21 protein-coding genes are annotated in these 25,211 nt (G+C 72.2%); 17 read left to right on the top strand and 4 right to left on the bottom strand.

Going from position 1 to position 25,211, the window contains the following annotated elements; all coding sequences use genetic code 11:
- Positions 1-15 precede the first annotated feature (15 nt).
- The 7 genes from K8638_RS15755 (at position 16) to K8638_RS15785 (ending at position 6,935) form a co-directional block, all read left to right on the top strand.
- A complete protein-coding gene (locus tag K8638_RS15755; protein WP_223755348.1) occupies positions 16-816 on the top strand; it encodes an Imm49 family immunity protein in 801 nt (266 codons plus the stop codon).
- Positions 813-1,910 carry a hypothetical protein gene (locus K8638_RS15760; RefSeq protein WP_223755349.1) on the top strand — a complete coding sequence of 366 codons (1,098 nt, stop codon included), beginning with the start codon at positions 813-815 and terminating at the stop codon, positions 1,908-1,910. The genes K8638_RS15755 and K8638_RS15760 overlap by 4 nt, the downstream gene beginning before the upstream one ends.
- Positions 1,911-2,423: 513 nt before the next feature.
- Entirely contained in the window at positions 2,424-3,452 is a 1,029-nt protein-coding gene (locus K8638_RS15765) for an ADP-ribosylglycohydrolase family protein (RefSeq protein ID WP_223755350.1), read from the top strand.
- A gap of 192 nt (positions 3,453-3,644) precedes the next feature.
- The gene (locus K8638_RS15770) at positions 3,645-4,049 is read left to right on the top strand and encodes a phage holin family protein (protein WP_223755351.1); all 405 of its coding nucleotides are present in this window, start codon (positions 3,645-3,647) and stop codon (positions 4,047-4,049) included.
- Positions 4,046-4,555 carry a hypothetical protein gene (locus tag K8638_RS15775; protein WP_223755352.1) on the top strand — a complete coding sequence of 170 codons (510 nt, stop codon included), beginning with the start codon at positions 4,046-4,048 and terminating at the stop codon, positions 4,553-4,555. The genes K8638_RS15770 and K8638_RS15775 overlap by 4 nt, the downstream gene beginning before the upstream one ends.
- Before the next feature lie 39 nt (positions 4,556-4,594).
- Entirely contained in the window at positions 4,595-5,926 is a 1,332-nt protein-coding gene (locus K8638_RS15780; protein WP_223755353.1) for a cytochrome ubiquinol oxidase subunit I, read from the top strand.
- Complete coding sequence (locus K8638_RS15785) at positions 5,916-6,935, top strand: cytochrome d ubiquinol oxidase subunit II (protein ID WP_223755354.1); 1,020 nt, start codon at positions 5,916-5,918, stop codon at positions 6,933-6,935. The genes K8638_RS15780 and K8638_RS15785 overlap by 11 nt, the downstream gene beginning before the upstream one ends.
- Positions 6,936-6,950: 15 nt before the next feature.
- Here K8638_RS15785 and K8638_RS15790 read toward each other — a convergent pair whose 3' ends face one another.
- Positions 6,951-7,967, bottom strand: a complete 1,017-nt coding sequence (locus tag K8638_RS15790; protein ID WP_223755355.1) for a calcium/sodium antiporter — start codon at positions 7,965-7,967, stop codon at positions 6,951-6,953.
- A 316-nt stretch (positions 7,968-8,283) separates the two neighbouring features.
- Here K8638_RS15790 and K8638_RS15795 point away from each other — a divergent pair, with 316 nt between their 5' ends.
- The 3 genes from K8638_RS15795 to K8638_RS15805 all read left to right on the top strand — a co-directional run bounded on the left by K8638_RS15795 (position 8,284) and on the right by K8638_RS15805 (position 12,197).
- The gene (locus tag K8638_RS15795) at positions 8,284-11,058 is read left to right on the top strand and encodes a YncE family protein (protein ID WP_223755356.1); all 2,775 of its coding nucleotides are present in this window, start codon (positions 8,284-8,286) and stop codon (positions 11,056-11,058) included.
- 160 nt (positions 11,059-11,218) lie between these two features.
- Positions 11,219-11,683, top strand: coding sequence for an Rrf2 family transcriptional regulator (locus K8638_RS15800; protein ID WP_223755357.1), 465 nt, complete (start codon positions 11,219-11,221; stop codon positions 11,681-11,683).
- 109 nt (positions 11,684-11,792) lie between these two features.
- Entirely contained in the window at positions 11,793-12,197 is a 405-nt protein-coding gene (locus K8638_RS15805; protein WP_223755358.1) for a DoxX family protein, read from the top strand.
- A 14-nt stretch (positions 12,198-12,211) separates the two neighbouring features.
- Here K8638_RS15805 and K8638_RS15810 read toward each other — a convergent pair whose 3' ends face one another.
- Positions 12,212-12,733, bottom strand: a complete 522-nt coding sequence (locus tag K8638_RS15810; RefSeq protein ID WP_223755359.1) for a hypothetical protein — start codon at positions 12,731-12,733, stop codon at positions 12,212-12,214.
- Between the two features lie 57 nt (positions 12,734-12,790).
- Entirely contained in the window at positions 12,791-13,564 is a 774-nt protein-coding gene (locus tag K8638_RS15815) for an SDR family NAD(P)-dependent oxidoreductase (RefSeq protein ID WP_223755360.1), read from the bottom strand.
- Positions 13,565-13,690: 126 nt separating this feature from the next.
- On the opposite strand from K8638_RS15815, the gene K8638_RS15820 reads away from it, so the two are divergent.
- From K8638_RS15820 to K8638_RS15850, 7 genes are all read left to right on the top strand, one after another.
- The gene (locus K8638_RS15820) at positions 13,691-14,953 is read left to right on the top strand and encodes an MxcI (RefSeq protein WP_223755361.1); all 1,263 of its coding nucleotides are present in this window, start codon (positions 13,691-13,693) and stop codon (positions 14,951-14,953) included.
- 177 nt (positions 14,954-15,130) lie between these two features.
- On the top strand, positions 15,131-16,696 hold the full coding sequence (locus tag K8638_RS15825; RefSeq protein ID WP_223755362.1) for a pyridoxal-dependent decarboxylase: 1,566 nt from the start codon (positions 15,131-15,133) through the stop codon (positions 16,694-16,696).
- Entirely contained in the window at positions 16,693-18,477 is a 1,785-nt protein-coding gene (locus K8638_RS15830) for an IucA/IucC family siderophore biosynthesis protein (RefSeq protein ID WP_223755363.1), read from the top strand. The genes K8638_RS15825 and K8638_RS15830 overlap by 4 nt, the downstream gene beginning before the upstream one ends.
- Positions 18,474-19,061 carry a GNAT family N-acetyltransferase gene (locus tag K8638_RS15835; RefSeq protein ID WP_223755364.1) on the top strand — a complete coding sequence of 196 codons (588 nt, stop codon included), beginning with the start codon at positions 18,474-18,476 and terminating at the stop codon, positions 19,059-19,061. Before K8638_RS15830 ends, K8638_RS15835 begins: the two co-directional genes overlap by 4 nt.
- Entirely contained in the window at positions 19,058-20,488 is a 1,431-nt protein-coding gene (locus K8638_RS15840) for a SidA/IucD/PvdA family monooxygenase (protein WP_223755365.1), read from the top strand. The genes K8638_RS15835 and K8638_RS15840 overlap by 4 nt, the downstream gene beginning before the upstream one ends.
- A 107-nt stretch (positions 20,489-20,595) precedes the next feature.
- Positions 20,596-22,083 carry an MFS transporter gene (locus K8638_RS15845; RefSeq protein WP_223755366.1) on the top strand — a complete coding sequence of 496 codons (1,488 nt, stop codon included), beginning with the start codon at positions 20,596-20,598 and terminating at the stop codon, positions 22,081-22,083.
- Positions 22,080-23,972: an IucA/IucC family siderophore biosynthesis protein gene (locus tag K8638_RS15850; RefSeq protein WP_223755367.1), complete on the top strand. Its 1,893-nt coding sequence runs from the start codon at positions 22,080-22,082 to the stop codon at positions 23,970-23,972. The genes K8638_RS15845 and K8638_RS15850 overlap by 4 nt, the downstream gene beginning before the upstream one ends.
- 56 nt (positions 23,973-24,028) lie before the next feature.
- Here the strand turns inward: K8638_RS15850 and K8638_RS15855 are convergent, their stop codons facing one another.
- Positions 24,029-25,210, bottom strand: coding sequence for a PepSY domain-containing protein (locus K8638_RS15855; protein ID WP_223755368.1), 1,182 nt, complete (start codon positions 25,208-25,210; stop codon positions 24,029-24,031).
- Position 25,211: the final 1 nt, after the last annotated feature.

A 25,211-nucleotide genomic window follows, 5' to 3' on the forward strand; every position in this document is an offset into this window, starting at 1 on the left:
AGGAGGTTTGCCCCCGTGGTGCAGACACCGCTGCCGCTCGTCGAGAAGTCCTGCCTCCTGCAACTGGAGGAGGTGCTGCCCCGTGTCCTCGCCGGCCGCGTCACCCAGGTCCAGATGGTGGCCGTCTGTGCCCTCTACCGGCGCATGGGTATCGGCCACCTGTTCCTTACCGGCCTGCCCGACGGCTTCTTCGGCGAGCTGTCCCGCTCCGCGCGCGCCTTTCTCGCCTTTCTCCAGCGAAAGGACGACACGGCCAGGGTGACGAGCCAGTCCGAGCCCTTCTTCGACGCCGTGGTCTGCGGAGACGCCGAGGCTGAACAGGGCATCGCCCGCCACTCCCGCGCTTCCTGGCATGAAGGCGAGGAGTACGAGGACGACTTCCTCTACTTCCGCTTCCTCATGGAGCGCTTCACCCTCCAGTCGGCCGGGGCCGCCTGCGAGGCGCTGCTGGAGCGCCATGCCGCCGTGCTCGGAGACCGAGGGGACCCACGACTCGACGTGTGCCGTGCCCTGCTGGCGGGCGACGCCGGCCTCTTCGAGGAGGGCTTCGACCGCTTTCTCGATGCGCGCACCCTCATGATGCGCAAGAAGCTGGAGGCCGAGCGCGTTCACCCGGACGATGCCTCCACCACCGCCCACCTCTCCGTGGAGGTGCTCGCCCTGCTGTGCTTCGCCGAGCGCGCGGGGCTCACTCCGGACGCGCACCTGTCGCTGGCCCCTTCCGTGGTCCGGCGCCGCCAGCGCGCGCGCCTGCCGCATCCGGACGCCTGGTGCCGCCCGCTGCTCGCCATGGATGGCGCGCGGAGGGCCCCGTGAGGCTGGCGGTGACGGGGCTGGGGCTGGTGACGGCCGTGGGCCATGGCGTGGTGGGCTCCTGCGCGGCGCTCCGTGCCGGCGCCTCGCGACCCCACCCGCTTCCTGGCTTCGTGACGGATGACGAGCCGGGAGAGTCCGTTCCAGTCACGGGCCACCCTGTCGTCCCCTTCGCCGAGGGCTTCTTCCAGACGGGGGCCTGGGTGCGGCTGGCTTCTGGCGCCTTCGAGGACCTGCTGCACGCGACGGAACTGCCCACCCACGTGGACTTCTGGCGCCGCACCTGCCTCATGGCCCTGGCGCCCCTGGTGGACGAGGAGCGCTTCGGCTGGAGCCTCGCGAGCTGCCCGGAGGCGCTGCGGGACGCGTACGTACGGCCGCTGCTGTCCCTGATGGACGTGCCGCTGCCCGAGGAGAACGCTCGGGCACTCGCCCTGGGCAGCTGTGGCCTCGCCGAGGCGGCGACACAGGCCTGGGCGCTGCTGTCCGGGCGCCGCGTGGACCGGGTGCTGGTGCTCGCCGCCGACTCCTTCGTGGACCCGGTCTGCCTTGCCTGGCTCGCCCTCCATCGCCGCCTCAAGTCGCCCCAGCGGCAGGTGGGCCTCATGCCGGGTGAGGCCGGCGCCGCCCTGCTGGTGGAGACTCCCGGGGCGGCCCGCGCTCGCGCCGCCCCGGTGGCCGCGCACCTGGAGGCCGTGGCCGTCAGTCCCCACGACATCTCCGCCGCTTCAGCCCTCGCGCACAGGGGGCGGGCGTTGGCGAATGCGGTGAAGCGCGTGCTGCCCGAGGGCGCCGCCCCGTTTCGAGGAGACGTGCTGGTGGACCTCAACGGCGAGGAGTGGAAGGCCCAGGTCTGGGGCCACGCCAACGTGCTGCTCCAGCAGGACGTGGACTTTCCGCGCTGCCGCCTCGTGTTGCCGGCCGACTCGCTGGGCGAAACGGGCGCGGCCAGCGCGCCGTTGGCCGTTGCCGCCGCCGCGTGGGGCTTCCGGCGGGGGCACGCCGCCGGCGAGCGCGCGTTGGTATGCTCCATCTCCGACGCGGGCCGGGTGTCCGCCCTCCTCCTTGGACGCGCCGACGCCCCGTCCGGGCCGTAGCGCCGTCATGCCCCACCCGTGCCGCGGGACGGCGCGTGCCCGCGCCAGGGCGCCCGGGCTGTACAGGCGCGCCCGCGGATCATCGTCAACTGGGGACGCGACGGCGCGTGACGAGCCGGAGTGTGTGCCGACATCCGCGCGCCGCTGCCACCTGCGCGTCCCTCGACCGTCATGTGCGCGGGGGGGGGGGGCCGGATCATCAGGAGTTGGACACGCGTGCAGGTGCGCGAATGCGCGCACGGCCCGAGGCTTGCCGCATGCGTGCTGGATGCGGTAGTCAGCCACCCCCCGCACGCGCGTGAGTGGTCGGGAGAGGGAGGGTGGACGGTGAAGACATCGTGCGTGTGGGTGTATGAGGCCGGAGCGCCGCTTCCGCGCTGCGCCACCAGTCCCGCCGCGCGCGCGTCAAGCCCCGGCATGCTTCTTCCCCTCCTCGTTCGCGCGTGTTTCTCGCGTTTCGCGCGCTTCTCCCTGGCCGTCCGGGCCTGAGCCTCGGTTAATCTCCCCCACCCCATGCCGCTGACTCCCGCCGAGCGCCAGGACAGGTTCCATGCGGCGTTCGTGGGGCTCGCCATCGGTGATGCGCTCGGCTTCCCGCTGCGCGGCATCCCGCCGGCGAGTCTCGCGCGGCTGCCCGGCCTGGCGGAGGACTTCGCGCCCCGTCCGCGCGGCAAGTTCGCCAAGGGCCAGTTCAGCGACGACACGCAGTTGTTGCTCGCCGCGGCGGAGAGTGTCATCCGCGAGGGCAAGGTGGACGGGCGCAGCGCGGCGGCGCACCTGGCGTGGCTGTGGCAGGAGGGCATCATCCTCCAGCCGCCCAGGAGCCTCGCGGACGCGCTGCAGCGGCTCGCGGGGGGCACGCCGTGGATGAGCGCGGGCGCGCCGCTGGGCACGCGGTGCCCGTCCGTGCTCAGCCGCGCGCTGGTGGTGGGGCTCTTCGAGAGTGGCCACCGCGCGCGCCTGCCGCACGACGCGGGCGTGCTCACCGTCATCACCCACAAGGACCCGGTCTGCGCCGCGTCGGCGGCCGCCTTCGCGCAGGCCGTCGCGCTGGGCATGGAGAAGGAGGCGCTGACGCCGGCCGCCTTCTGCGAGGAGCTGGCGCTGGCGGCGGCGGTGCACGACAAGGGGCTGGCGGAAGAGGTGCGGCACCTGCCACGCCTGTTGACGTGGGAGACCGCGCGAGCGCTGTCGCAGCTTCGAAAGGTGGGCGTGCCCCCCAGCGAGCTGCGGGGCGTGGACGGGCTGCCGCCGCACGTGGTGCCGGTGCTGCTCACCTCGCTGTACGCCGCCCTCAAGGTGCCGCACGACTTCCGCGAGGCGGTGGCCCTCACGCTGCGCTGCGGGGGCGAGGCGGACGTGGCCGCGGCGATTACGGGCGCCCTCATCGGCGCGCACCTGGGCACGCGCGCCATCCCCGCCCGCCTGCGCAAGCAGGTGCTGTACGCGGAGAACCTGGTGGACACCGCGGACCGCCTCTTCCGCGCCCGCCAGGTGCGCGAGACGCTGGCCACCGCGCTGGCCCACCAGCGCCGCCGCTGAAGCCGCCCCGCGTGCCTCGTGACGCCGGGGCCGTCCGGAGGGCGGGCGGGCGGGCGTGACGTGCCCCTTCCGCGGACTTCTCCGGGCGATGCCTCCTGCCCACCTTGTGCGAAGGAGCGGGGCCGCATGCATGCCTGACGGGCGTGCGGGCGCTCGGCTGTCCCCGCGAAGCCATCGCAGGAGGCGCACGTCGTGGACCTCGAATCGGAACGCCTGGAGCGAAGTCAGCTGGAGACGCTCTCCACGGCGGAGCTCATCCGGCACGCCCTGGACGAGTCCCGCATGCTGGTGCGAGCCGAGCTGCTGCACGCCAAGAAGGAGCTCCGCGAGGAGCTGAAGGCCGCGCGCACCGCCGGCATCCTCATTGGCGTGGGCGCGGTGCTGTCGCTCATCGCGCTGGCCTGCCTCTTCGTGGGCGCGGGGCTGGCGCTGCCGCTGGGCGAGCCCTGGGACGTGCTGGTGATGGGCGTGGCGGTGCTGGCCGTCGCCGGCCTCCTGCTGTTCCTGGGCGTCAAGCGGCTGCCGAAGAAGCCGCTGCCGCACACGCAGGAGCGGCTGAAGATGGACTATCAGCTCACGCGGGAGACGCTGCAATGAACGGCAACGGCCGCGACGGGAACGGAGCCGTGGGAATCGAACGGCACGCCGACCACCACATCACCCGGGGCATGGATGACCGGAAGCAGGTGGAACAGACGGCGGACCGCATCCGCGACGAGCTGATGCTCACGCTGGAGGAGTTGGACCGCCGGCGGGAGCGCGCGCTCAGCGTGCGCTACCAGGCGGGGCAGCACAAGGACGCGCTGATTGCCGCGGGCGCCATCGCCGCGGTGGTCGTCGGGGCGGGCGTGGGCTACGCCATCTACCGTGCGCGCCACCAGGGGGAGCGGCTGCGCCGCCAGCGGCGCAGCGCCCTCAAGCGCGCCTGGGCGCATCCCGAGAGCGTGGCTTATGCCGCGAAGCAGCGCCCGCTGGGCGTGGAGCTGGGACGCAAGCTCGTGCTCATCTTCGCCACCACGCTCGCCTCCCGCATCGCGCGGAACTCCGTGCGCGCGCTGGTGCCGGCGCGCCAGGGTGAGAAGCCCGCTGAGGGTGTTCAGTAGAAAACATAATTGCGATAAATCCGAGCATAAAGCAGCCTGATGCTCATGACGGACCTGCTCTATGCGCGGGCGCAGATGGGCTTGTCGCTCGCCTTCCACATCGTCTTCGCGGCGGCGGGCGTGGCGCTGCCGCTGCTCATGGTGCTGAGCGACCTGAAGGCCCGGCGCACGGGGGACGCGGACTACCGGCTGCTGAGCGAGAAGCTGGCGAAGGGGACGGCCATCCTCTTCGCGGTGGGCGCGGTGTCCGGCACGGCGCTGTCCTTCGAGCTGGGCCTGCTGTGGCCCGAGTTCATGGGCCGGTACGGCGAGGTGATTGGCCTGCCCTTCAGCCTGGAGGGCGTGGCCTTCTTCACCGAGGCCATCTTCCTGGGCATCTATCTCTACGGGCGCGAGCGGGTGTCGCCGGGCCTGCACCTGTTCTCCGGCGTCATGGTGGCGGTGAGCGGCGCGATGAGCGCCTTCTTCGTCACGCTGGTGAACACCTTCATGAACCACCCGTCGGGCTTCACACCCACGCCCGGTGGTCCGACGGACGTGCAGCCCCTGGTCGCCATGTTCAGCCCGGGCTGGCAGTACCAGACGGTGCACGTGCTGCTCTCCTGCTACCAGGCGAGCGCCTTCGCCATGGCGGGCATCCACGCCTTCGTGCTGCTGCGCCACCCGGGGGCGGCCTTCCACCGCAAGGCGCTGTCGGTGGCGCTGCCGCTGGCGTGTTTCACCGCGCTGCTGCAGCCGCTGGTGGGAGACCTCTCCGCGAAGCACGTGGCCCAGGCGCAGCCGGTGAAGCTGGCCGCCATGGAGGCCCAGTTCGAGACGGAGCGCGGCGCGCCGCTGCGGCTGGGCGGGCTGCCGGACGTGGAGACGGAGAGCGTGTCCTGGGGCCTGGAGATTCCGAAGGGGCTGTCCATCCTCGCCTTCGCGGACCCGGACGCGGAGGTGAAGGGGCTGAAGGAGTTCCCCCGCGACGAGTGGCCGCCGGTGAGCAAGGTGCACCTGTCCTTCCAGCTCATGGTGGGCACGGGCAGCCTCATGGCGCTGCTGGCGCTGGTGACGCTGGCGTACCGGGTCCGGAAGAAGGTGTGGCCGGACGGGCGGCGGATGATGTGGGCATGGCTCCTGACGGGGCCGCTCGGGGTGGTGGCGATGGAGGCCGGGTGGCTCGTCACCGAGTGGGGCCGGCAGCCGTGGATTGTCCGTGGCGTCATGCGCACGTCCGCCGCGGTGACACCGGTGCCGCACCTGTATGCGCCCTTCTGGACGTTCACCGCCGTGTATCTCTTCCTTGGAGCGACGGTGGTGTTCCTGATGGTGCGGCAGGTGGCGGGCACGCTTCCGGGCCGGAACGGAGGTAACTCCGATGTCCACTGAGGCGTTGATTGGCTTCGCGGTGGCGGGGACGTTCGTCCTCTATGCGCTCTTCGGCGGCGCGGACTTCGGCGGCGGCGTCTGGGATTTGCTGGCCTCCGGTCCTCGCAAGAAGGAGCAGCGCGCGCTCATCGCCCATGCGCTGGGCCCGGTGTGGGAGGTGAATCACATCTGGCTCATCGTCGGCCTGGTGCTGACGTTCTCCGGCTTCCCGCGCGCCTTCGCGGTGCTGACGGTGGCGCTGCACGTGCCGCTGACGCTGCTGCTGCTGGGCATCGTCTTCCGGGGCGCGGCCTTCACCTTCCGCACGTATGACACGCGCGGGGACGCGGTGCAGCGCAAGTGGGGGCTCGTCTTCAGCGTGGCGAGCGTCATCGCACCGCTGTTGCTGGGCATGTGCGTGGGCGCGGTGGTGAGCGGCGGCATCCGCGTGGAGGGCCACGCGGTGGTGAGCGGCTTCTTCGCGCCGTGGCTCACGCCCTTCGCCTGGGCGGTGGGCGTGCTGGCGCTGTGCCTCTTCGCCTTCCTGGCGGCGGTGTACCTCTCCCACGAGTCTCCCACGCCGGAGCTGCGCGAGGACTTCCGGCGGCGCGCGCTGGGCTCCGGGGTGGCCGTCTTCGCCACGGCCTTCGTCGTGCTGCTGCTGGCGCGCGAGGGCGCGCCCCGGGTGTGGCAGGGCCTGTTGCTCTCGCCCTTCGCGCTGCTCCTGCACGCGGGCACCGCGGTGGCGGCGGTGGCGGCCTTCGCCCTCTTGTGGACGCGGCGCTTCAAGTGGGCGCGGGTGGCGGCGGCCACGCAGGTGGGCTTCATCATCCTCGGGTGGGCGGCCTCGCAGCACCCGTACCTGGTGGTTCCGGACGTCACCCTGAGCAGCGCGGCGGCGAGCCCCACCGCGCAGCGCATGCTGCTGGTGGCGCTGGTGGTGGGCGCGCTCGCCGTGCTGCCCACGCTGGTGTTCTTCTACCGCGTCTTCCGGCCCGGCCCCTTCGCGTCCCCTGGCGAGGGCAAGTGAAGGGCGGGTGGGGCGCTACATGGCGGGCAGGGTGAGCCCCCGCCAGAGCTGGTAGCCGATGATGGACAGGTAGACGAGCACCAGCAGCGCACCCTCGGACCGGGTAATCGTCCAGTCGAAGGTGACGCTCACCGGAAAGAGCAGCAGGGTGAGCGCACCCAGCGCCAGGAGCGCGGACAGGCCTCCCACGGGCAGGGGCACCGTGGCCATCATCGCCACCACCCCGAGGATGAAGAGCAGGTTGAAGAGGTTGGAGCCCAGCACGTTGCCCAGGGCGATGTCGGACTGGCCGCGACGGAGGGCGGCCAGGCTCGTCACCAGCTCCGGCAGGGTGGTGGCCAGCGACACCACCGTCAGCCCGATGACCTGGGCGGACAGGCCCGCGAGGGTGGCCACCCGCACCGCGCCCGTCTCCGTCAGCTTTCCGCCCGCCGCCAGCAGCACCAGCCCGCCGAGCAGCAGCCCGACGGACCTGCGCGTGGACAGCAGGGGCTCCGCGCGCACGGCCTCCTTCAGCTCTCCCGTCAGCTCCCAGCCCACCTCCGCGGGCCGGCGGGCTGCCCGCAGCAGCACGCCCAGGTAGGCGGCGAAGCCGGCCAGCAGCAGCGCCCCGTCCAGGCGGGACAGGCCCGGCGGGCTCCCCGGCGGGCCGAAGGTGCCCGGTAGCAGCATGAGGGTGACGAGCAGCAGCACCGCGCCCAGCAGCATGGGCAGCTCGCGCCGCAGCAGCGAGGACTGCACCTTCACCGGCCTGAGCACCGCGGACAGTCCCAGGATGAGCCCCGCGTTGGCCAGGCTCGAGCCCACCATGTTGCCGAAGCTCAGCGCCGTGTCCCCGGTGAGCGCCACCACCACGTTGAGCGCCAGCTCCGGCGCGGACGTGCCGAACGCGACGATGGTCAGCCCGATGGTGAGGGCCGGAACGCCCCGCCGCTCCGCCAGGGCGACCGCGCCGCTGACCAGCCAATCCCCTCCCGCCACCAGCAGTGTGATGCCTCCCACCAGCATCGACAGTGACAGGAAAAGTTCCATGGCCGTGGAGCCTACATGGTCGCAGCCATGCCGCGTGCGTCTTCTCACAGGGTGTGAATCATGTGTCGCGCTTCACTCCGGGATGGTGACAGTTTTTTCCGGGTTGCAGAAGGGCGGTGCGTTTTTTGTGTGAGTCTTTGAATGGGGTGTGACGGCGCGTGACGGCGTCCAGGCCGCGTGAAATCTCGGGTCTCCGAGCGGAAGAGGTGGCTGGTGATGCGTGTGTGAGGTCGTTGTCACACGCAAGGAATTGAGCCCTTCGCGTTGGAAAGGCAGACAGAGAGCGTACCGCTACTGCTTTCTCGGAGGTCGCCGCATGGGTGTCTTCACGCGTGCCGTCGTGCTGTTGAGTCTCCTCGCGGTCCTGGCTCCAGTTCCGTCCGTCGCCTCGCCTTCCTTCGTGAACTGGGAGGACCCGCACGTCCACCCGATGGACATGACGCCGGACGGCACGCGCCTGCTGGCGGTCAACACGGCGGACAACCGGCTGCTGGTGTTCGACCTCACGTCGCGGCGCGCGCCGGAGCTGGTGGCCTCCATCCCCGTGGGGCTGGACCCGGTGTCCGTGCGCGCGCGGAGCAACACCGAGGCCTGGGTGGTGAACCACATCTCGGACAGCGTCAGCATCGTCGACCTGCGGCACGGCCACGTGCGCGCCACCCTCCAGACGGACGACGAGCCCGCGGACGTCGTCTTCGCGGGCCACCCGCGGCGGGCCTTCATCACCTGCTCGCAGGTCAACCGGGTGATGGTGGTGGACCCCGCGCGCCTGGGCGCCGAGCCCCGCCGCATCTCCCTGAAGGGCGAGGACCCGCGCGCCCTCGCCGTCAGCGCCGACGGCCGCTTCGTCTACGCCGCCATCTTCGAGTCCGGCAACGGCAGCACCCTCATCGGCGGTGGCTCGACCATTCCGGACGCGTTCCCTCCCAATGGCGCGGGGGATGCGCGCGGTCCGTATGGCGGCGTCAACCCGCCGCCCAACCGGGGCAACTCCTTCGTGCCGGCGCTCAACCCGGCCAACCCGGCGGCGCCGCCCGTGGGCCTCATCGTGAAGAAGGACGCCCGGGGCCGGTGGATGGACGACAACCAGGGGGACTGGACGGAGTTGGTGAGCGGCGCGCACGCCTCCGCGTCGGGCCGGCTCACGGGGTGGGACTTGCCGGACCGCGACCTGGCCATCATCGACACCGCCAGCCTGGAGGTCTCCTACGCCACGCGGCTGATGAACCTGAACATGGCGCTGGCCGTCCACCCCTCGGGCGCCGTCACCGTGGTGGGCACGGACGCCACCAACGAGGTGCGCTTCGAGCCCAACCTCAACGGCCGCTTCCTGCGCGTGCTGATGGCGGTGGTGGACCCGCGGCGGCCCGGCACTCGCGCGGTGCACGACCTCAACCCGCACCTGGACTACCGCACGCCCACGGTGTCACGGGCCCTGCGCGAGCTGTCCGTGGGCGACCCGCGCGGCATCACCTGGGACGCCACGGGCACCCGGGCGTACGTGACGGGCATGGGCTCCAACAACGTGGTGGTGGTGGGCCCGGGCGGCGCGCGCATCGCGCAGGTGCCGGTGGGCGAGGGGCCCACGGGCATCGTCTTCGACGGAGCGAGGCGTCGCGTCTACGTGCTCAACCGCTTCGGCGCCAGCCTCTCCGTGCTCGGCACGGACCGCCTCCGCGAGCTGGCGCGGGTGCCGTTCTTCGACCCGTCTCCCGCCGCCATCAAGGCCGGCCGCAAGCACCTGTATGACACGCACAAGACGTCCGGCCTGGGCCACCTCTCCTGCGCGTCGTGCCACGTGGATGCGCGCATGGACAAGCTGGCGTGGGATTTGGGCGACCCGTCCGGGACGGTGAAGGCGCTGGACGGGCAGAACCTGGGCATGGGCCTGCCGATGCCGCCCTTCGAGTCGTGGCACCCGATGAAGGGCCCCATGACGACGCAGACGCTCCAGGACATCATCGGCAAGGAGCCGCTGCACTGGCGCGGCGACCGCACGAGCCTGGAGGAGTTCAACCCGGCCTACGAGCACCTGCAAGGCGACGACGCCCAGCTCACCCCGGAGGAGATGGGCGAGCTGCGCGCCTTCCTCTCGACGCTGACCTTCCCGCCCAACCCGTTCCGCGGCCTGGACAACTCGCTGCCGCGGAACCTGCCGCTGCCGGGCCACTACACCACCGGCCGCTTCGCGCCCGCCGGCCAGCCGCTGCCCAACGGCGACGCCGTCAGCGGCATGGCGCTGTTCCGCCCGCCGCGGCTGCTTGCCCAGGGGCTGTTCGCCTGCAACACCTGCCACACCTTCCCCTCGGGCATGGCCACCAACATGCAGTGGAACGGCGCCATGTGGATGGACCTGCCGCGCGGCGACAAGGGCGAGTACCACCACGCGCTCGTCTCCACCGACGGCAGCAGCAACGTCACCCTCAAGGTGCCGCAGCTGCGCAACCTCTACGAGAAGGTGGGCCTGGAGCTGACGCAGAAGGAGAGCCTCACGGGCTTCGGCTTCATCCACGACGGCAGCGTGGACTCGATTGCACGCTTCATCACCGAGCCCGTCTTCAATCCCGCCAGTGACCAGGAGGTCGCCGACCTGGTGGCGCTGCTGTTGTCCTTCTCCGGCGGGGACCTGCCGCGCGGCTCGCCCACGGAGCTCTTCCTTCCTCCCGGGCCCGGCAGCCAGGACTCGCACGCGGCGGTGGGGCAGCAGGTGACGCTGGGAGGGGCGGGGCCCACGCCCGCGCAGCTCGGCCGCGCCCTGCTCTTCATGTCCCTGGCGGAGCAGGGCCGGGTGGGCCTCGTGGTGAAGGGGCGGCAGCGCGGCGAGGCTCGTGGCTACACCTACGTGAAGGGCGGCGTCTTCCAGTCGGACCGGGCCTCGGAGAAGGTGAGCGCGTACGTGCTGCTGGCCCGCGCCCGGGCCGGCAGCGAGCTGACGTACACCGTGGTCCCCGCCGGCACCGAGTGGCGCATCGGCGTGGACCAGGACGAGGACGGCGCGTACGACCGCGATGAGCTGGACCGGGGCCGGCGCCCGGATGCCCTGCGCGACGAGGTGGAGTTGACGGCGAGTGTTGATGAGGTGACGCGGTAGCGCGTGGCTGCCCGCTCCGCGCGGGCCCCGGTCTCCGGGGCCCCGCCGCCCGGTGTGGGAGGCTCACGGACACGTCGTGGCACCGCTCCCCGGGAGGGGTTGCGCGCGGGGAGCCAGGGCGATACGTCAACCGTGGGTTTCTTCAGGGCGCGGAGGACGCGTGAACTGCCGCTTCACCATGGCCGCACACATGCTGGGAATGCTGGCCTGCTCCGAGCGTGAGGACCGCGGCTCGGTGACGTCCGAGAGCATGGCCCGCAGCATCCAGACGAACCCGGTGGTGGTGCGACGGCTGCTGAGGGACCTGGCACGCGCGGGGCTGGTGGAGACGAAGCGCGGCGTGGGCGGCGGGGTGACGCTGGCACGTGAGCCGGAGCACATCACCCTACGCGACGTGTACGAGGCGGTGGAGGAGGACGCGGAGCTGCTCGGCCGCTACCCCTCCGGGCCCAGCCCTTCCTGCGAAATCGCCCCGCTGGTGGCCGAATACCTGGAGGGCGTGGTGGGACGCGCGGAGCGGGCCTTCAAGGAGAGCCTGGAGGCCACCACGGTAGCGCAGATGTCTCGCGAGGTGGCCAACTACGCCCGGCGCAAGCGCCCCCGCCGCCGCGCGTCAGGTGCCTGAGCCCGGGTCCGGCACACCCCGTTTGCCTGGGTGGATTCGACATTCCTAAGGTTCCGGCGGGGGGGCTGCCCCCGCAGCCCGTGAAGTCCACGGAGGCAGAGGAGCCAACATGTCGAAGCAGAAGATTGCCTATTGGGTGGTGACGGGCCTGGTGTCCCTGTCGATGTCGGCCTCGGCCATCATGTACCTCATGGGCGCACCGCCGGTGGTGGCGGCCTTCCAGCACCTGGGCTACCCGGACTACTTCCGGATGATGCTGGGCATCGCGAAGCTGCTGGGCGTGGTGGCGCTGTGGGCGCCGGTGCCGCGCTTCCTTCGCGAGTGGGCCTATGCGGGCTTCGTCATCGACTGCATCGCGGCGGCGGTGTCCCACACGGCGATGGGCGACCCGCTGATGGCCTCCCTCAACCCCGTCATCGTGCTGGGCCTGATGCTCACCTCGCACCAGCTCTGGCACCGCCTCTCCGCGGCCAGCGCCGAGCCCCAGGCGGCAACGCGTCCCGCCGGCGCCTGAGGACGGACGCCTCTTTACGAATGGGCGGGGGCCGGGGGCCAGACGGCTCGCGGCTCCTCGTCCCCCCGCGCCAGCAGGACGGTGGCGCCCTCGAGCAGGTCCTCCGAGTCCAGCGCCTCCACCACGGTGTGCACGCCGGCGTCCGCGTCCATCACCCGGCAGTGCACGCGCAGGCGCTGCTCCCGGAGCTCGCCGCCCTCCACCTCGCCATTGCCCGTCCAGCCGAGCGCGTCCGTGAGCAGCTCCTCCACGGCCACGCGCTTCTCCAGGTCATGGCCGGAGCCCTTGCCCTGCACGGCGTACTGGACGATGAGGGCCACCATGGCGTCCGGGTCGGGCTCGTCATAGCCCTGGTCCACCAGGGGACCGGCGGCCTCGGCGATGGCCATGTCCGGGTCCTCGTCCGGGGGCACGGGCTGCTCCTTCTGCTCGCCCGTCTGTCCCACGGTGCCCCAGTGCACGGTGAGCGTGCCCTCGTGGACCCAGGCCTCCCAGTAGCGGAGGCTGTCGCCTTCCTTCTTGTAGAGCTTCAGCACGCGTGACGCCTCGTTCGGAGGCGCCCTGCATAACACGGCGCGCGCGGGGCATTCCGGTCAGAAGGCACGGCCCTGTCCTCCATCCACCGGCAGGGTGGCGCCCGTCACCCAGCGGGCGCGCTCCGAGCACAGGAAGGTGACGACGTCCGCCACCTCCTCCGGGGTGCCGAAGCGGCCCCAGGGCAGCTCGTCGCGCACGAGCTTCGCCACCTTCTCCGGGTCCGCCTTCTGGCGTTTGTCCCAGCTTCCGCCGGGGAAGAGGATGGAGCCGGGCGCCACGCCATTCACGCGGATGCGGTGTCGCGCCAGGTCCACCGCCATCTCCTTGGTGAGCGCGGTAAGGCCGGCCTTGGCGGTGGTGTAGGGCGCGCTGGTGGCGTACTCGCGGCCGTAGATGGAGTTGATGTGGATGATGCAGCCGCCTCCTCCGCGCGCGCGCATCACCTCCACCGCGCGCTGGCTGCACCACACCGCGGACATGAGGTTGCGGTCCATGACGGAGGCCCACTGCTCCACGGTGGCCGCGTCGAACGCGCCCGCGCCGCCGCTGCCGCCCACGTTGTTGACGAGGATGTCCAGCGTGCCGAAGGCCCGCACCGCCGCGTCCACCGCCTCCACCGCGCCGGCCCGCGTGGCCACGTCGGTGACGGCGGTGGCCACCTCGGCCCCCGCCGCGCGCAGCTCCGCCGCGGTGGCCTCCAGCACCTCCGCGCCGCGAGCGGTGAGCAGGACTCGCGCGCCCTCGCGAGCGAGCGCCGTGGCGATGGCCCGGCCAATGCCCCGGCTGCTGCCGGTGACGAGGGCCGCTTTTCCTCTGAGCTCCAGGTCCATGGGCGCGCGTTCTACCTCTTCGGACCACCGCCGCGTTCGCCGAGACGCGCACGGCCCTGGAGTCCACAACAGCCGCGTCAAGAAGCGGCAACTCCCTTGACATCCGGGCGTTTGAGGACTTTGAATATGACACTCATTATCAACTTCGGAGACGACTGGATGGCGAGGCACGTGAAGCTGTCGGGCAGGGGCTGCATCACCGGAGGTCTCGTGGCCTGCGCCGCGCTCCTCGGCGTGGCGTGTGGCGAGGATGGCCCCCCCGGTCCGACAGAGCCGGCCACCCAGCCGCAATACCTCATCCACTCGGCGGTCCAGACGGATGGCACCCGGATGAACTACTTCACCCTGGTCGACTCGCTCGACCAGGCCACGCAGCTCGACTACTCGAAGTCACTCGAGCTGCCGGGCCGGCCGCGCCTCTATGCGGCGCAGGGCATCGGCTTCTTCGCCATTGGAGGAGGGGAGGCGCCCACCATCACCCGCTATGAGCTGAAGGACGGGCGGCTGGTGGCGGGCAGCAGCATCTCGCTGCAGGCGCAGGGCGTGCGCGCGATGGGCGCCCAGGCCGTGCTCTTCGTCAGTGCGACGAAGGCCTACTACAAGGACGACGCCCAGGCTCAAATCATCGTCTGGAACCCGACGGAGATGGCCATCGAGAAGACGCTCCCACTGCCCAGGGAGCTGGTCAAGCAGGGCTATGTCACCAGCCTGAGCCAGTGGGCCAGCCGCGCGGGCGAGGCCTACTTCACGGTGGGGTGGACCACTCCCACGTATGACCGCGTCCTTCCGGGCACCGTGCTGGTGCGGCTCGACACGGCGACGGACGAGCTGACGCAGGTCCCCGACGAGCGCTGCCGCGACATCAACAAGACGGCGCGGCTGGGCGACACGCTCTACTTCTTCAGCGGCGTCATCAACGGCCTGGGCCACACGGCCTACGGCGCCGAGAATGGCGGCCAGCAGGACTGCATCCTGCGCATCTCCCCGGGCCAGCGGACGTTCGACGCGGACTACGTCGGCACCGTCGCCCCGGCGCTCGGGGACAACAAGGTCGGCACCGTCATCGCGGTGACGGAGGACGGCAAGGCCTGGGTCCAGGCCGCCGACACCACCATCACCCCCAGCGCGCCCGGTACGACCTACAGCGAGTGGTACAGCAAGGGCTGGAGCTGGTGGAGCCTGCCCCTGGAGAGCCTCTCCAATCCCGTGCGCGTGGAGGGCTCGCCCGGCGCGTACAGCGGCTTCGCCGCGAGCACCGGCGCCAGCTTCTTCGTCAGCCAGAGCGCGGCGGACTACTCCGTGTCCACCCTGATGGAGCTGAGCTCCGGTACGCCGAAGGCCGGTGTGTCCTTCCCCGGCTTCGTGCTCGACGTGGCGCGAATCAACTAGCACTTCCCGAGGGACGCCGCGGGCCCCCGGGCCCGCGGCCCCTTCCCATCCTCACCGCAGGAGCAGGGCAGCGCAGCCGCGGCTCCTTTTCCGCGAACGCGCCGTGTCCAGGGCCGTCGTGTGTCCTGGAGTTGAGATTGAGTATCAGTATCGAATTCAAAATTGGAGGCAACGTACATGCAGGCAGAAACTGAGGAAGCGAAGCGGGGGCCGGATGTGACGCCCCGCTGGCCCCGCCGCCCGTCATCGGTGCTGGCGGGCTCTCGCGAGGGACTGGCCGCGGTGTCCGCCGCGCTGACGGGGGCGGTGGGCGGCGCGCTGGCCGCGGCCCGGTGGCCCCATGGCCCCCTGCGGGCCGGCACTCCGGCGGAGGTCCTGGCCGCCGCCACGGCGGCGCTGGGGGTGAGTGGCATCCCCGAGGCGGGCATGGGCGCCGAGGCCGCGCTGGCCCGGCTGGGCCGGGTGCTGGTGGAGCACGGACTCCACCTGTCGCACCCGCATGCGGTGGCGCACCTCCAGCCGCCGCCGCTGGCGGTCGCGGTGGCCGCGGATGCACTGGCCAGCGCGAGCAATGCCTCACTGGACACGTACGACTCGGGGCCTTCGGCCATCGCCGTGGAGCGCTGGCTCATCGGCGGGCTCGTGGCGCTGGCCGGGCTCGGGCGTAGGGCCGACGGGGTGCTCACCCCCGGGGGCTCCATGTCCAACCTGCTGGGCCTGCTGCTGGCGCGGGACGCGGCCGCGCTGCGCCGTGGCATCGACGCCCGCCGGGAGGGCGTGGGCGCGCTGTCGAAACCCGTCGTCTTCTGCTCGGAGCTGGCGCACTTCTCGGTGCACCGTGCCTGCGCGGCGCTCGGCCTGGGGGAGGGGGCGGTGCGGGCCGTGCCCACCGACTCGCGCCGCCGGATGGTGCCCGAGGCGCTGGACGCCATGCTGCGCGAGCTGGGGCCGGAGCACACCCCGCTGGCCATCGTCGCCACGGCGGGGACGACGGACTTCGGCTCCATCGACCCGCTGCCGCGCATCGCGGCGATTGCCGCCGAGCACGGCGTCTGGCTGCACGTCGACGCGGCATACGGCTTCGGAGCGCTGTTCTCCGAGCGGCTCGCGGGCCGGCTGGCCGGCCTGGAGCGGGCGGACTCCATCACGCTGGATTTGCACAAGCTGGGCTGGCAGCCGGCGGCGACCAGCGTGCTGCTGGTCTCCGACGCGAGCGCCTTCACCGCGCTGGAGCGCGAGGTCGCCTACCTCAACCCGGGTGACGACGCGGACGCGGGTTATGACGGGCTGCTCGGCCGCAGCCTGCAGACCACCCGCAGGCCGGACGCGGTGAAGGTCGCCGCCACGCTGCTGGCGCACGGGCGCCGGGGCCTGGGCGACATGGTGGACACCTGCCACGACCTGGCCCGGCACGCCGAGCAGCGCATCGCGGCCGAGTCCGAGCTGGAGCTGGTGTCCCCCGCCGAGCTGACGACCGTCGTGTTCCGCTACCGCCACGGCGGCGACGCCGCGAGCGAGGACGAGACGAACGGCGCGCTCCGCCGCCGGCTGATGGAGACCGGGGCCGCGCTGATTGGCCGCACCTCGGTCCGCCTGGACGGGCCCGATTCGCCGGAGCGGGTGTGCCTCAAGTTCACCCTGCTCAACCCCACCACCACGCCCGGGGACATCGACGCCCTCGTGGATGCCGTGCTCGAGGCGGGCCGCGCCTGCACGTCCCGTCTCCAGAAGGGGGCCGCATGAGCGCCGCCGCCCTTCCCCTGTACGAGGCCTTCGGCACGGACCCGCTGAACGACGCGGACGCGCGCCGCGTGGCGGAGCACGCCCACCTGGAGGCGTTGCTGCGCTGCTGGCTCGTGGAGACCCGGGCGCCGGTTCGCCCCGGGCCGCTGCGCGTCGTGTTGCCGAGCACGGGGCTCGCCCTGCTCACGGAAGTGACTCACTGCTCGCCGAGCGGGTGGCACCGCTTCGGCCCGGTGCTCCTGGAGGGGCCGGGCGGAGCGTCTGCCGCTGACTCCGTGCTCGCCGTGGCGCTGGTGGCCCACGAGGCCGCGCAGCGTGGAGGCGCGCGCCGTGGTGGCGTTCCCGCGGGCGCGGTGGCCGACCTGGTCGAGCGCACGGCGGAGTCGGTGCGCCGGGTGGCGGACTTCGTGGCCCACCGCCGCGCGCACCCGATGCCCCCGCCGCCGGTGGACGGCTTCCTCGCGGCGGAGCAGGCGCTGGTCCTCGGACACCTGAACCACCCGGCGCCCAAGAGCCGGGATGGGCTCTCCACCTCCGACACCGCGGAGTTCTCCCCGGAGCTCCGGGGCTCGTTCCGGCTGCACTGGTTCGCCGCGGACCCCTCGGTGGTGTCGCATGACGCGGTCCGTGGCGCTCCCTCGCTCTCCGGACGTGACACGGTGGCGCTGCTGGCGGACCTGGCGGAGCGGCCCCGGGAAGGAGGCCGGGTGCTGGTGCCCGCGCACCCGTGGCAGGCGAGAGACCTGCTGCGGCGGCCGAGAATCGCCGCGCTGGTCGAGGCGGGCCTGCTGACGCCGCTGGGGGAGAGTGGTCCGCGCTGGTGGGCCACCTCCAGCGTGCGCACCGTCTACCGGCCGGATGTGCCGGTGATGCTGAAGCTGTCGCTGGGGCTGCGGCTGACCAACTCCCGCCGCGAGTCCACGCGCACGGAGCTGCGGCGCGGGCTGGAAATCAACCGGCTGTTGGACGCCGGCTACGCGCGGGAGACCTACGCCGCCCACCCGGGTTTCTCCATCGTGAGGGACCCCGCGTGGCTGGCGGTGGACGAGCCCTCGCGGCCCGAGGGCCCGGACGTGACGGGCCTGGACGTGGCGGTGCGGGAGGTGCCTCCCGGCATCGCCGACCTGCGCTGCCTGGTGGGGCTGGTGGCGCCTCGTCCGGGGCTGGGCCGCAGCCTGCTGGGAGCGATGGTGGCCGGGCTTGGCGCGGGCGCCGCCGAGCAGTGGGTGGCCGACTACACGGACAGGGTGCTGGTGCCCATGCTGCACCTGTACGCGGCCACCGGCATCGGTCTCGAGGCGCACCAGCAGAACACCCTGGTCCGGCTCGATGCCCGGGGCCGCGTCACCGGCGCGGCCTTCCGGGACAACCAGGGCTACTACCTCGCGGCGTCCCATCTGCCACGGCTGCTCGGGCGGCTGGGCGCGGACACCTCGACGCTGGCCGTGGTGGACGACGCCATCGTCGACGAGCGGCTCTCCTACTACCTGCTGCGCAACCAGGCGCTCTCGGTCATCGGGTGCCTCGGGGTGGACGGGCTGGGGGAGGAGCGCCGGCTGCTGGCCGTCATGGCCGGGCGGCTGCGCGAGGCGCTTCCGTCGCTGGCCGCCGCGGGACCGGACGGAGACCGGCTGGCCCGCAGGTGGCTGGAGGCCGACATCCTGCCCACGAAGAGCAACCTGCTCACCCGGCTGCACGGCATCGACGAGGTGCTCGCGCCGCTGGATGCGCAGTCGGTGTACCTCGACGCGCCCAATCCCCTGCGCGAGGTGGCGCGATGATGGCCGAGCCGCGAGGAGACGTCGCGGGCGGCGGCGTGCCGGCGCCCCCGGTGCCACGGGTCCGTGCGCCGTGGTCCATCCGGCCCGCGCGCGCCGCCGAGGACCTGGAGCGGGTGCGGCTGTGGATGCAGGCCCCGCATGTGGCCGCGTTCTGGAATCAGGCCTGGACCGCGGAGCGCTGGCGGGCCGAGCTGGAGCGGCAGCTGGGCGGAGTCCACTCGCTGCCGTGCATGCTCGACTTCGAGGGCGTGCCGCTGGCGTACCTGGAGGTGTACCGGGTGGTGCGCGACCGGCTGGCCGGGCACTACCCGGAGCGGCCACGCGACCTGGGTGTGCACGTGGCCATCGGCGACCTTGGCCGCACCGGCCGCGGCCTGGGCCGGGCGCTGCTGCGCGAGGTGGCCGAGGGGCTGCTCGCCGCGGACCCGCTCTGCACCCGCGTTGTCGCGGAGCCTGACTCGCGCAACGCCCCGTCGCTGCGCGCCTTCACCGCCGCCGGCTTCCGGACCGTCGGCCCCATCACCCTGCCGGACAAGAACGCGACGCTTCTCATCTACCCCCGCTCCGAGGAGGACCTCCCGTGAACACCCTTTCCCCTGATGCTTCCCCCCTGTACTCCGAGCACGACGTGGTGGCGATCGGCTGCGGGCCGTTCAACCTCGGCCTGGCTGCGCTCGCGTCCACGGTGGAGGGGCTCGACCTGGTCGTGCTCGATGCCCGGCCGGAGCTGCGCTGGCACCCGGGCCTGATGTTCGACGACGCCAAGTTCCAGCTCAGCTTCCTCGCCGACCTGGTCACCATGGTCGCGCCCACGCACCCGCTGTCGTTCCTGGAGTACCTGCGCGCCGCGGACCGGCTCTACCCGTTCTACATCCGCGAGCGCTTCCACCCGACCCGCCGCGAGTACGAGGACTACCTGCGCTGGGCCGTCTCGAAGCTCTCCTCGTTGCGCTTCTCGCACCAGGTCGAGGAGATGGACTGGGACGCGGGGCGCCAGCGCTTCATCCTGAAGGTGCTGCGTGGCGACGGGCGCCGGCTGGTCATGGCGGCCCGCGACGTCGTCATCGGCATCGGCACCGAGCCGGCGCTGCCCGCGGCGCTGGCCGCGCTTCCCTCGGGGAAGCGGCTCCACACCGGCGAGTACCTGCACCGGCTGCCCGACGTGGAGGCCGCGCGGCACGTGACGGTGGTCGGCTCCGGGCAGTCGGGCGCCGAGGTGGTCCTGGACCTCTTGCAGCGCAACCTCGACGGTGGGGGCGCGGTGAGCTGGCTGACGCGGACGGTGTCGTTCGCGCCGCTGGACTACACCAAGCTGACGCTGGAGATGACCACGCCGGCCTACGTCCGGTACTTCCACACGCTGCCGCAGCCGACCAAGGACCGGCTCGTCGCCGAGCAGTGGCGGCACTACAAGGGCATCTCCACGGAGACGCTGGAGCAACTGCATGACTTGCTCTACCAGCGGGAGCTGGAGCAGGGCCTGTCCGACGTGGAGCTGCGCTGCGGCGTCGCGGTGGAGGCCTCTTCCGTGGACGGCGAGGGCGAGGTGGTGCTGCGCTGCCGGCACCTCGACACCGGAGCGACGTTCGAGCACGTGACGGACCTCGTCGTCGCGGCCACGGGCTACCAGCAGCGGTCGCCGCGCTTCCTGCGGCCCATGGATGGCCTGATGCGCTGGGACGCGCAGGGCCGCTACAAGGTCCGGCTGGACTACTCGGTGGAGCTGGCGCCCGAGGTGAGCGGGCGCATCTTCGTCACCCACGCCGACCTGCACAGCCATGGCGTCGCCGCGCCCGACCTGGGTGTGTCCCCATACCGCAACGCCACCATCCTCAACACCATCACCGGGCGCGAGGTGTACGCGCTGCCCCAGCGCACCGCGTTCGCCAGCTTCGGGGTCCCGGAGGCCGAGGCACGCCCTCGTGTCCGGGAGGCGCAGCGGGTCGCCACGCCGGTGGTGCATGACGATGCGGGGCGGGCCCTCGTCGCGCGCGCTCCGGAGGCCAGGTGAGCGCTCACTCCCAAGCTGGCGCCATCGCCGGGAACGAGCGAGGCGTGCCGGTTCTCCCTCCACCACGCACTGACGCCCGCCGGGCGGCCCGGTGGACGTTCGCGCTGGTGAGTGCGGGCGGGGTGGTGATGACGCTGGACGTGACGGTGGTGAACGTCGCGCTGGCGGCCATCGCGAAGGACCTGGGGGCCGGGCTGCACCAGGTGCAGTGGACGGTCTCCGCGTACTCGCTCGCGTTCGGCGCCCTGCTGCTCACCGCGGGCGCGCTGTCGGACCGGATTGGCCGCCGGAGCGTCTTCGTCGCGGGCATCGCGCTCTTCACCCTGGCCTCGGCGCTGTGCGGTCTGGCTCCGAACGCCAGCACACTGGTCGCGGCCCGGGTGGCGCAGGGGCTCGGCGGCTCCATGGTGTTCGCTCCCGCGCTCGCCCTCATCGCCGCCGTGTACGACGAGGGCGCCGCGCGCCAGCGTGCCATCGCCACCTATGCGGCCATTGCCTCCGCCGCGGGCGCGCTCGGGCCGGTGGTGGGGGGACTGCTCGTCGAGTGGGTCGGCTGGCGATGGATCTTCCTCGTCAACGTGCCCATCGGCGTGGCGGTCGTCCTCGGCGCGCTGACCCGGATGCCCGCCCTCACGCCTCTGAACACGGCCCGCGGTCTCGACCCGCTGGGCGCGCTCCTCGCCATCGGTGTGCTGCTGTCGCTGCACTACCCCCTGGTGATGGGGCCGGATGCCGGCTGGGGCTCACCCCAGGTGCTCGTCCCCGCGTGCGCGGGCGCCGTGCTCCTCGTGGCGCTCGTCGCGAGCCAGCGGCGGCCCGGCGCCATGCTGGACCTGGAGTTGTTGCGCATCCCCGCGCTCTCCGGAGCCGCGGTGCTCGGGTTCCTCGCCCGCATGTCGAGCCTGGGCGTGCTCGTCTTCACCACCCTGTGGTTGCAAGGGGCCTCCGGAGGCTCACCGCTCGAGGTGGGGCTGCGGTTGCTGCCTCTGACGGGGAGCCTGCTCGTCGTGGGCCTGTTCACGGCGCGGCTGCAGGCGCGCTTCTCCGCCGCGGGGCTCGTGGCCAGCGGCTTCGCCTTCCAGGGGCTGGGGCTGCTGGCCCTCGGCGCGGCCGCGCATCAGGGGCAGTGGGCCTTGAGCTTCGCGGGGCTGGTGCTGCTGGGCACGGGTGGCGCCATCCTCTTCCCTCCGCTGATGGGCGTGGCGGTGGGCGTGGTGCCCGCCGGACGCGCGGGCATGGCCTCGGGGCTGACCAACGCCTGTTATCCCCTGGGCACCGCCACGGGGGTGGCGGCCTTCGGCGCCGTGTTCTCCTCGCGGCTCGGCGCCAGTCTCGCGGCGGGTCCGTTGCCCGCCGAAGCAGTCCGTCACACTCGCGCGGCGGTGGAGACCGGGCAGTTCGGTCTCGTCGAGCCCGCGCTCAGGCCGCTCGCACACGCGGCCTTCGCCAACGCCTACCTGGCGGTGTGCCTCGCCGCCTCGGTGGTGTGCCTGCTGGGGGCCGTGCTCGCCCTCCGCGTCCTGCCGAACCCGGCGGCCCGGGCCTCGCGCCCGTCCGTCCGTGAGCATTCCCTTTCCTTGAAGGAGTCACCGTGAAGTCCCGAAACGAAGCACTCGACATGAGTCCCTCCGTCACCGTCCTCCCCACCCTCGTCGAATCCGGCGGCGCGGCCCCCGACGCGGGCCGCGACCACCCGGTGCCCACCCTTCCGGAGGTGGGCCCCACCGCGTGGCGCGAGGCCAACCGGCGGCTGCTGGCCAAGGCGCTCGGGGAGTGGTGCTTCGAGCAGATGCTCACGCCCATCGCCGACGGCGAGGGCCGTTACCGGGTCGACCTCGGGAGCGGCACCTCCTACCGGTTCGCCGCGCGGCCGGGGGCCTTCGGCTGGATGCGGGTGGACCCCGACTCCATCACCCGGAGCGCCACCAGCATGCTCGGCAACAGCATCGCCGAGCCGGCGTGGGATGCGTTGCAGTTCCTGACGGACGCCGCCTCCACGCTGGGCACGGACCCGTCGACGCTGGCCACGTACTTCAATGAGCTGTCGTCCACGCTGGCGGTGGATGCCGCGCGCATCGCGCACGGGGGGCACTCCGTCGCGGAGCTGCGCGCCCTGGGCCACACGGAGCTGGAGTGCCACATGACGGGGCACAACTGGCTGGTGGCGAACAAGGGCCGGGTCAACTTCTCCGCGTCCGACGTGCGCCGCTACGCGCCGGAGGCCCGCCAGCCGGTGCGGCTGAAGTGGGTGGCCGTGCACCGCGGGCTGGCGGAGTTCCGGGGCACGTCGCACCTGTCCGAGCGCGACATTCTCGCGCGTGAGCTGGACGAGGCGGCGCGCGGCCGGTTCACCCACGTGCTTACCTCCGCGGGACTCGCCCCGGACGCCTTCGTGTGGATGCCCGTGCACCCGTGGCAGTGGGACCATGCGGTGCAGGTGCTGCACGCCGCGGACGTGGCCCAGCGGCGCATCGTGCCCCTGGGGGAGAGCCCCGACCTGTACCTGCCGGGCCAGTCCATCCGGACCATGGCCAACGTGACGAGCCCCGGCCGCTACGACGTGAAGCTGCCGCTGAAGATTCTCAACACGCTGGTCTGGCGTGGGATTCCGCCGCACTGCACCCTCGGCGCGCCCGTCGTCACCCAGTGGCTCCAGTGCCTCCTGGACAGCGACCCGTTCCTCGCGGAGGAGTGCCGCACGGTGTTCCTCGGCGAGGTCGCCTCGGTGACGGTGCGGCACCCGTATCTCTCGAAGGTGGCGGACGTGCCGTACCAGCACCTGGAGACGCTGGGCTGCATCTGGCGCGAGCCTGTCGCCGCGCGCCAGGGCTCCGAGGAGCGGGTGCGCACCTTCGCCTCGCTGCTGCACGTGGACGGCAAGGGCGCGGCGTTCGTCGCGGAGCTGGTCCGCGCTTCGGGCCTGAGCGCGGAGGCGTGGCTGCAGCACCTCTTCGACACGCTGCTCATCCCGCTGATGCACGTGCTGTATCGCTACGGCATCACCTTCAACCCGCATGGGCAGAACACGCTGCTGGGGTTCGATGAGAACGACGTCCCCCGCCGGCTGTACCTGAAGGACTTCGTCGACGACGTGTGCGTGTCCTTCACCGACGTGCCGGAGCGGGGCCCGGAGCCGGACGGGCATGACCATGTGCTGCCGCGCAAGCACCCCTCGGTCATCCGCCAGCACGTGGTGGACCAGGTCTTCGTGGGGCACTTCCGCTACCTGGCGCCGCTGTGCGCCGAGCAGCTCGGCCTTCCGGAGCAGGCGTTCTGGAAGCAGGTCCGGCGGACCATCCTCGCCTTCCACCAGCGGTTCCCCGAGCTGCGTGAGCGCTTCTCCGAGTACGACCTGCTCACTCCCGAGATTCCGCGGTACGCGCTCAACCGGGACCGGCTCGTGGTCACCCGCTACACCGACCGGGCCCTGCGCCACGCGCTGTATCCGAACGGGACGCTTCCCAACCCGCTCGCGAACGACTGACGCGTGGCCTCTTCCCCCGCGTAACCCACGCGCGGGGGAGGGGCAGTGGGCGGCGACTACCCCTTGGATGCGCCCGTTGCCGGCACTGGCCGGGGCACGGGCTCGGGCCGGGTGGCGGGCTGGGCGCGCCGCCGGGTGCGCCGCAGCCACAGCAGCGTCCCGGTGAGGCTGAGCATCGGAACACCGATCCCCGCGAGCACATACAGAAGCTTCACCGGAAGCCCGCCCCAGTGCCCCTGGTGGAGCGGAAAGGCGAGCGCGTTGAGCTTCTCTCCCACGGGCAGCGTCTCCGGGCGCCGGACCTCGAGCACGCCGAGGTTGCTCGCATCCAGGACGACGGCGCTCGCGTACCGGCCGTAGAGCTTCGTCTCCTGGGTGTGGCGTCCGAGGATGACGAAGCGGTCCGACGGCAGGGCACGCAGCTCCATCCAGCTCGGCTCGAAGCCGGGGAGGGCGCGCCGCGCGGCCGCGAGCGCCTCGTCGTAGGAGTGGGCGCTGCGAGGCGCGGGCCCCGTGGGCGCGGGCCGTCCATCAGGCCGCTTCCAGAAGTCCGCGGTGAAGGTGGCGCGCAGCATCCACAGCCCGCTCACCGCGAGCACCAGGTTGAGCACGAGCGTCCACGCGCCCACCAGCCGGTGCAGCGAGGCGAATCGCGCCGCCCAGCTCTTGCGGCGCAGCGGCTCGCGCAGCGTGAACGCGCGCGCGAGCTGCTTGCGGTACACGAACGTCCCCGTCAGCACGGAGAGCGCGAGGAGGATGGAGGCCAGCACGACGACGAGCTGGCCGACCTGCCCCGCAGTGAGCTGGTAGTGGAGCAGGTAGGTCCAGCTCACCGGGTCTTCGAGGAAGCGCGTGTGTCCCGAGCCCCAGATGCGGGTGCCTCGCAGCGCTCCGGTGTACGGGTCGACCAGCGCGATGAGCGCGGGCCCACCCCGGGGCCCCACGGCCTGGATGGCGAGCGAGCGGGGCTCACCCGGAGGAGGTACGCGGAGGCCGCGCACGCGCGCCTCCGGGAAGGCACGCTGCGCGGTCTCGATGGCCCGCTGATACGACAGCTCCCCGTCGCCCGGATGGACCTCGAAGAGGCGGGGGAAGAGCGCGGCGTCGAGCTCCTGGTGGAAGACGAGCACGGCCCCGCTCAGCCCGACCACGACGAAGACCAGCGCGCCCAGCAGGCCCGACCACGAATGGATGCGCATCGCCAGGCGCGTGAGGTTGACGCGAGGGGCTGGAGGCATG

It is taken from the genome of Myxococcus sp. RHSTA-1-4, from assembly GCF_020037125.1.
In the GTDB taxonomy this organism is placed as follows: Bacteria; Myxococcota; Myxococcia; order Myxococcales; family Myxococcaceae; genus Myxococcus.

Coding starts and splice junctions, on each gene's coding strand:
- K8638_RS15765 (WP_223755350.1), top strand. CDS start 2,424: ATGCCGCTGACTCCCGCCGAGCGCCAGGACAGGTTCCATGCGGCGTTC.
- K8638_RS15775 (WP_223755352.1), top strand. CDS start 4,046: ATGAACGGCAACGGCCGCGACGGGAACGGAGCCGTGGGAATCGAACGG.
- K8638_RS15780 (WP_223755353.1), top strand. CDS start 4,595: ATGCTCATGACGGACCTGCTCTATGCGCGGGCGCAGATGGGCTTGTCG.
- K8638_RS15785 (WP_223755354.1), top strand. CDS start 5,916: ATGTCCACTGAGGCGTTGATTGGCTTCGCGGTGGCGGGGACGTTCGTC.
- K8638_RS15790 (WP_223755355.1), bottom strand. CDS start 7,967: ATGGAACTTTTCCTGTCACTGTCGATGCTGGTGGGAGGCATCACACTG.
- K8638_RS15795 (WP_223755356.1), top strand. CDS start 8,284: ATGGGTGTCTTCACGCGTGCCGTCGTGCTGTTGAGTCTCCTCGCGGTC.
- K8638_RS15805 (WP_223755358.1), top strand. CDS start 11,793: ATGTCGAAGCAGAAGATTGCCTATTGGGTGGTGACGGGCCTGGTGTCC.
- K8638_RS15815 (WP_223755360.1), bottom strand. CDS start 13,564: ATGGACCTGGAGCTCAGAGGAAAAGCGGCCCTCGTCACCGGCAGCAGC.
- K8638_RS15820 (WP_223755361.1), top strand. CDS start 13,691: ATGACACTCATTATCAACTTCGGAGACGACTGGATGGCGAGGCACGTG.
- K8638_RS15825 (WP_223755362.1), top strand. CDS start 15,131: ATGCAGGCAGAAACTGAGGAAGCGAAGCGGGGGCCGGATGTGACGCCC.
- K8638_RS15830 (WP_223755363.1), top strand. CDS start 16,693: ATGAGCGCCGCCGCCCTTCCCCTGTACGAGGCCTTCGGCACGGACCCG.
- K8638_RS15835 (WP_223755364.1), top strand. CDS start 18,474: ATGATGGCCGAGCCGCGAGGAGACGTCGCGGGCGGCGGCGTGCCGGCG.
- K8638_RS15855 (WP_223755368.1), bottom strand. CDS start 25,210: ATGCCTCCAGCCCCTCGCGTCAACCTCACGCGCCTGGCGATGCGCATC.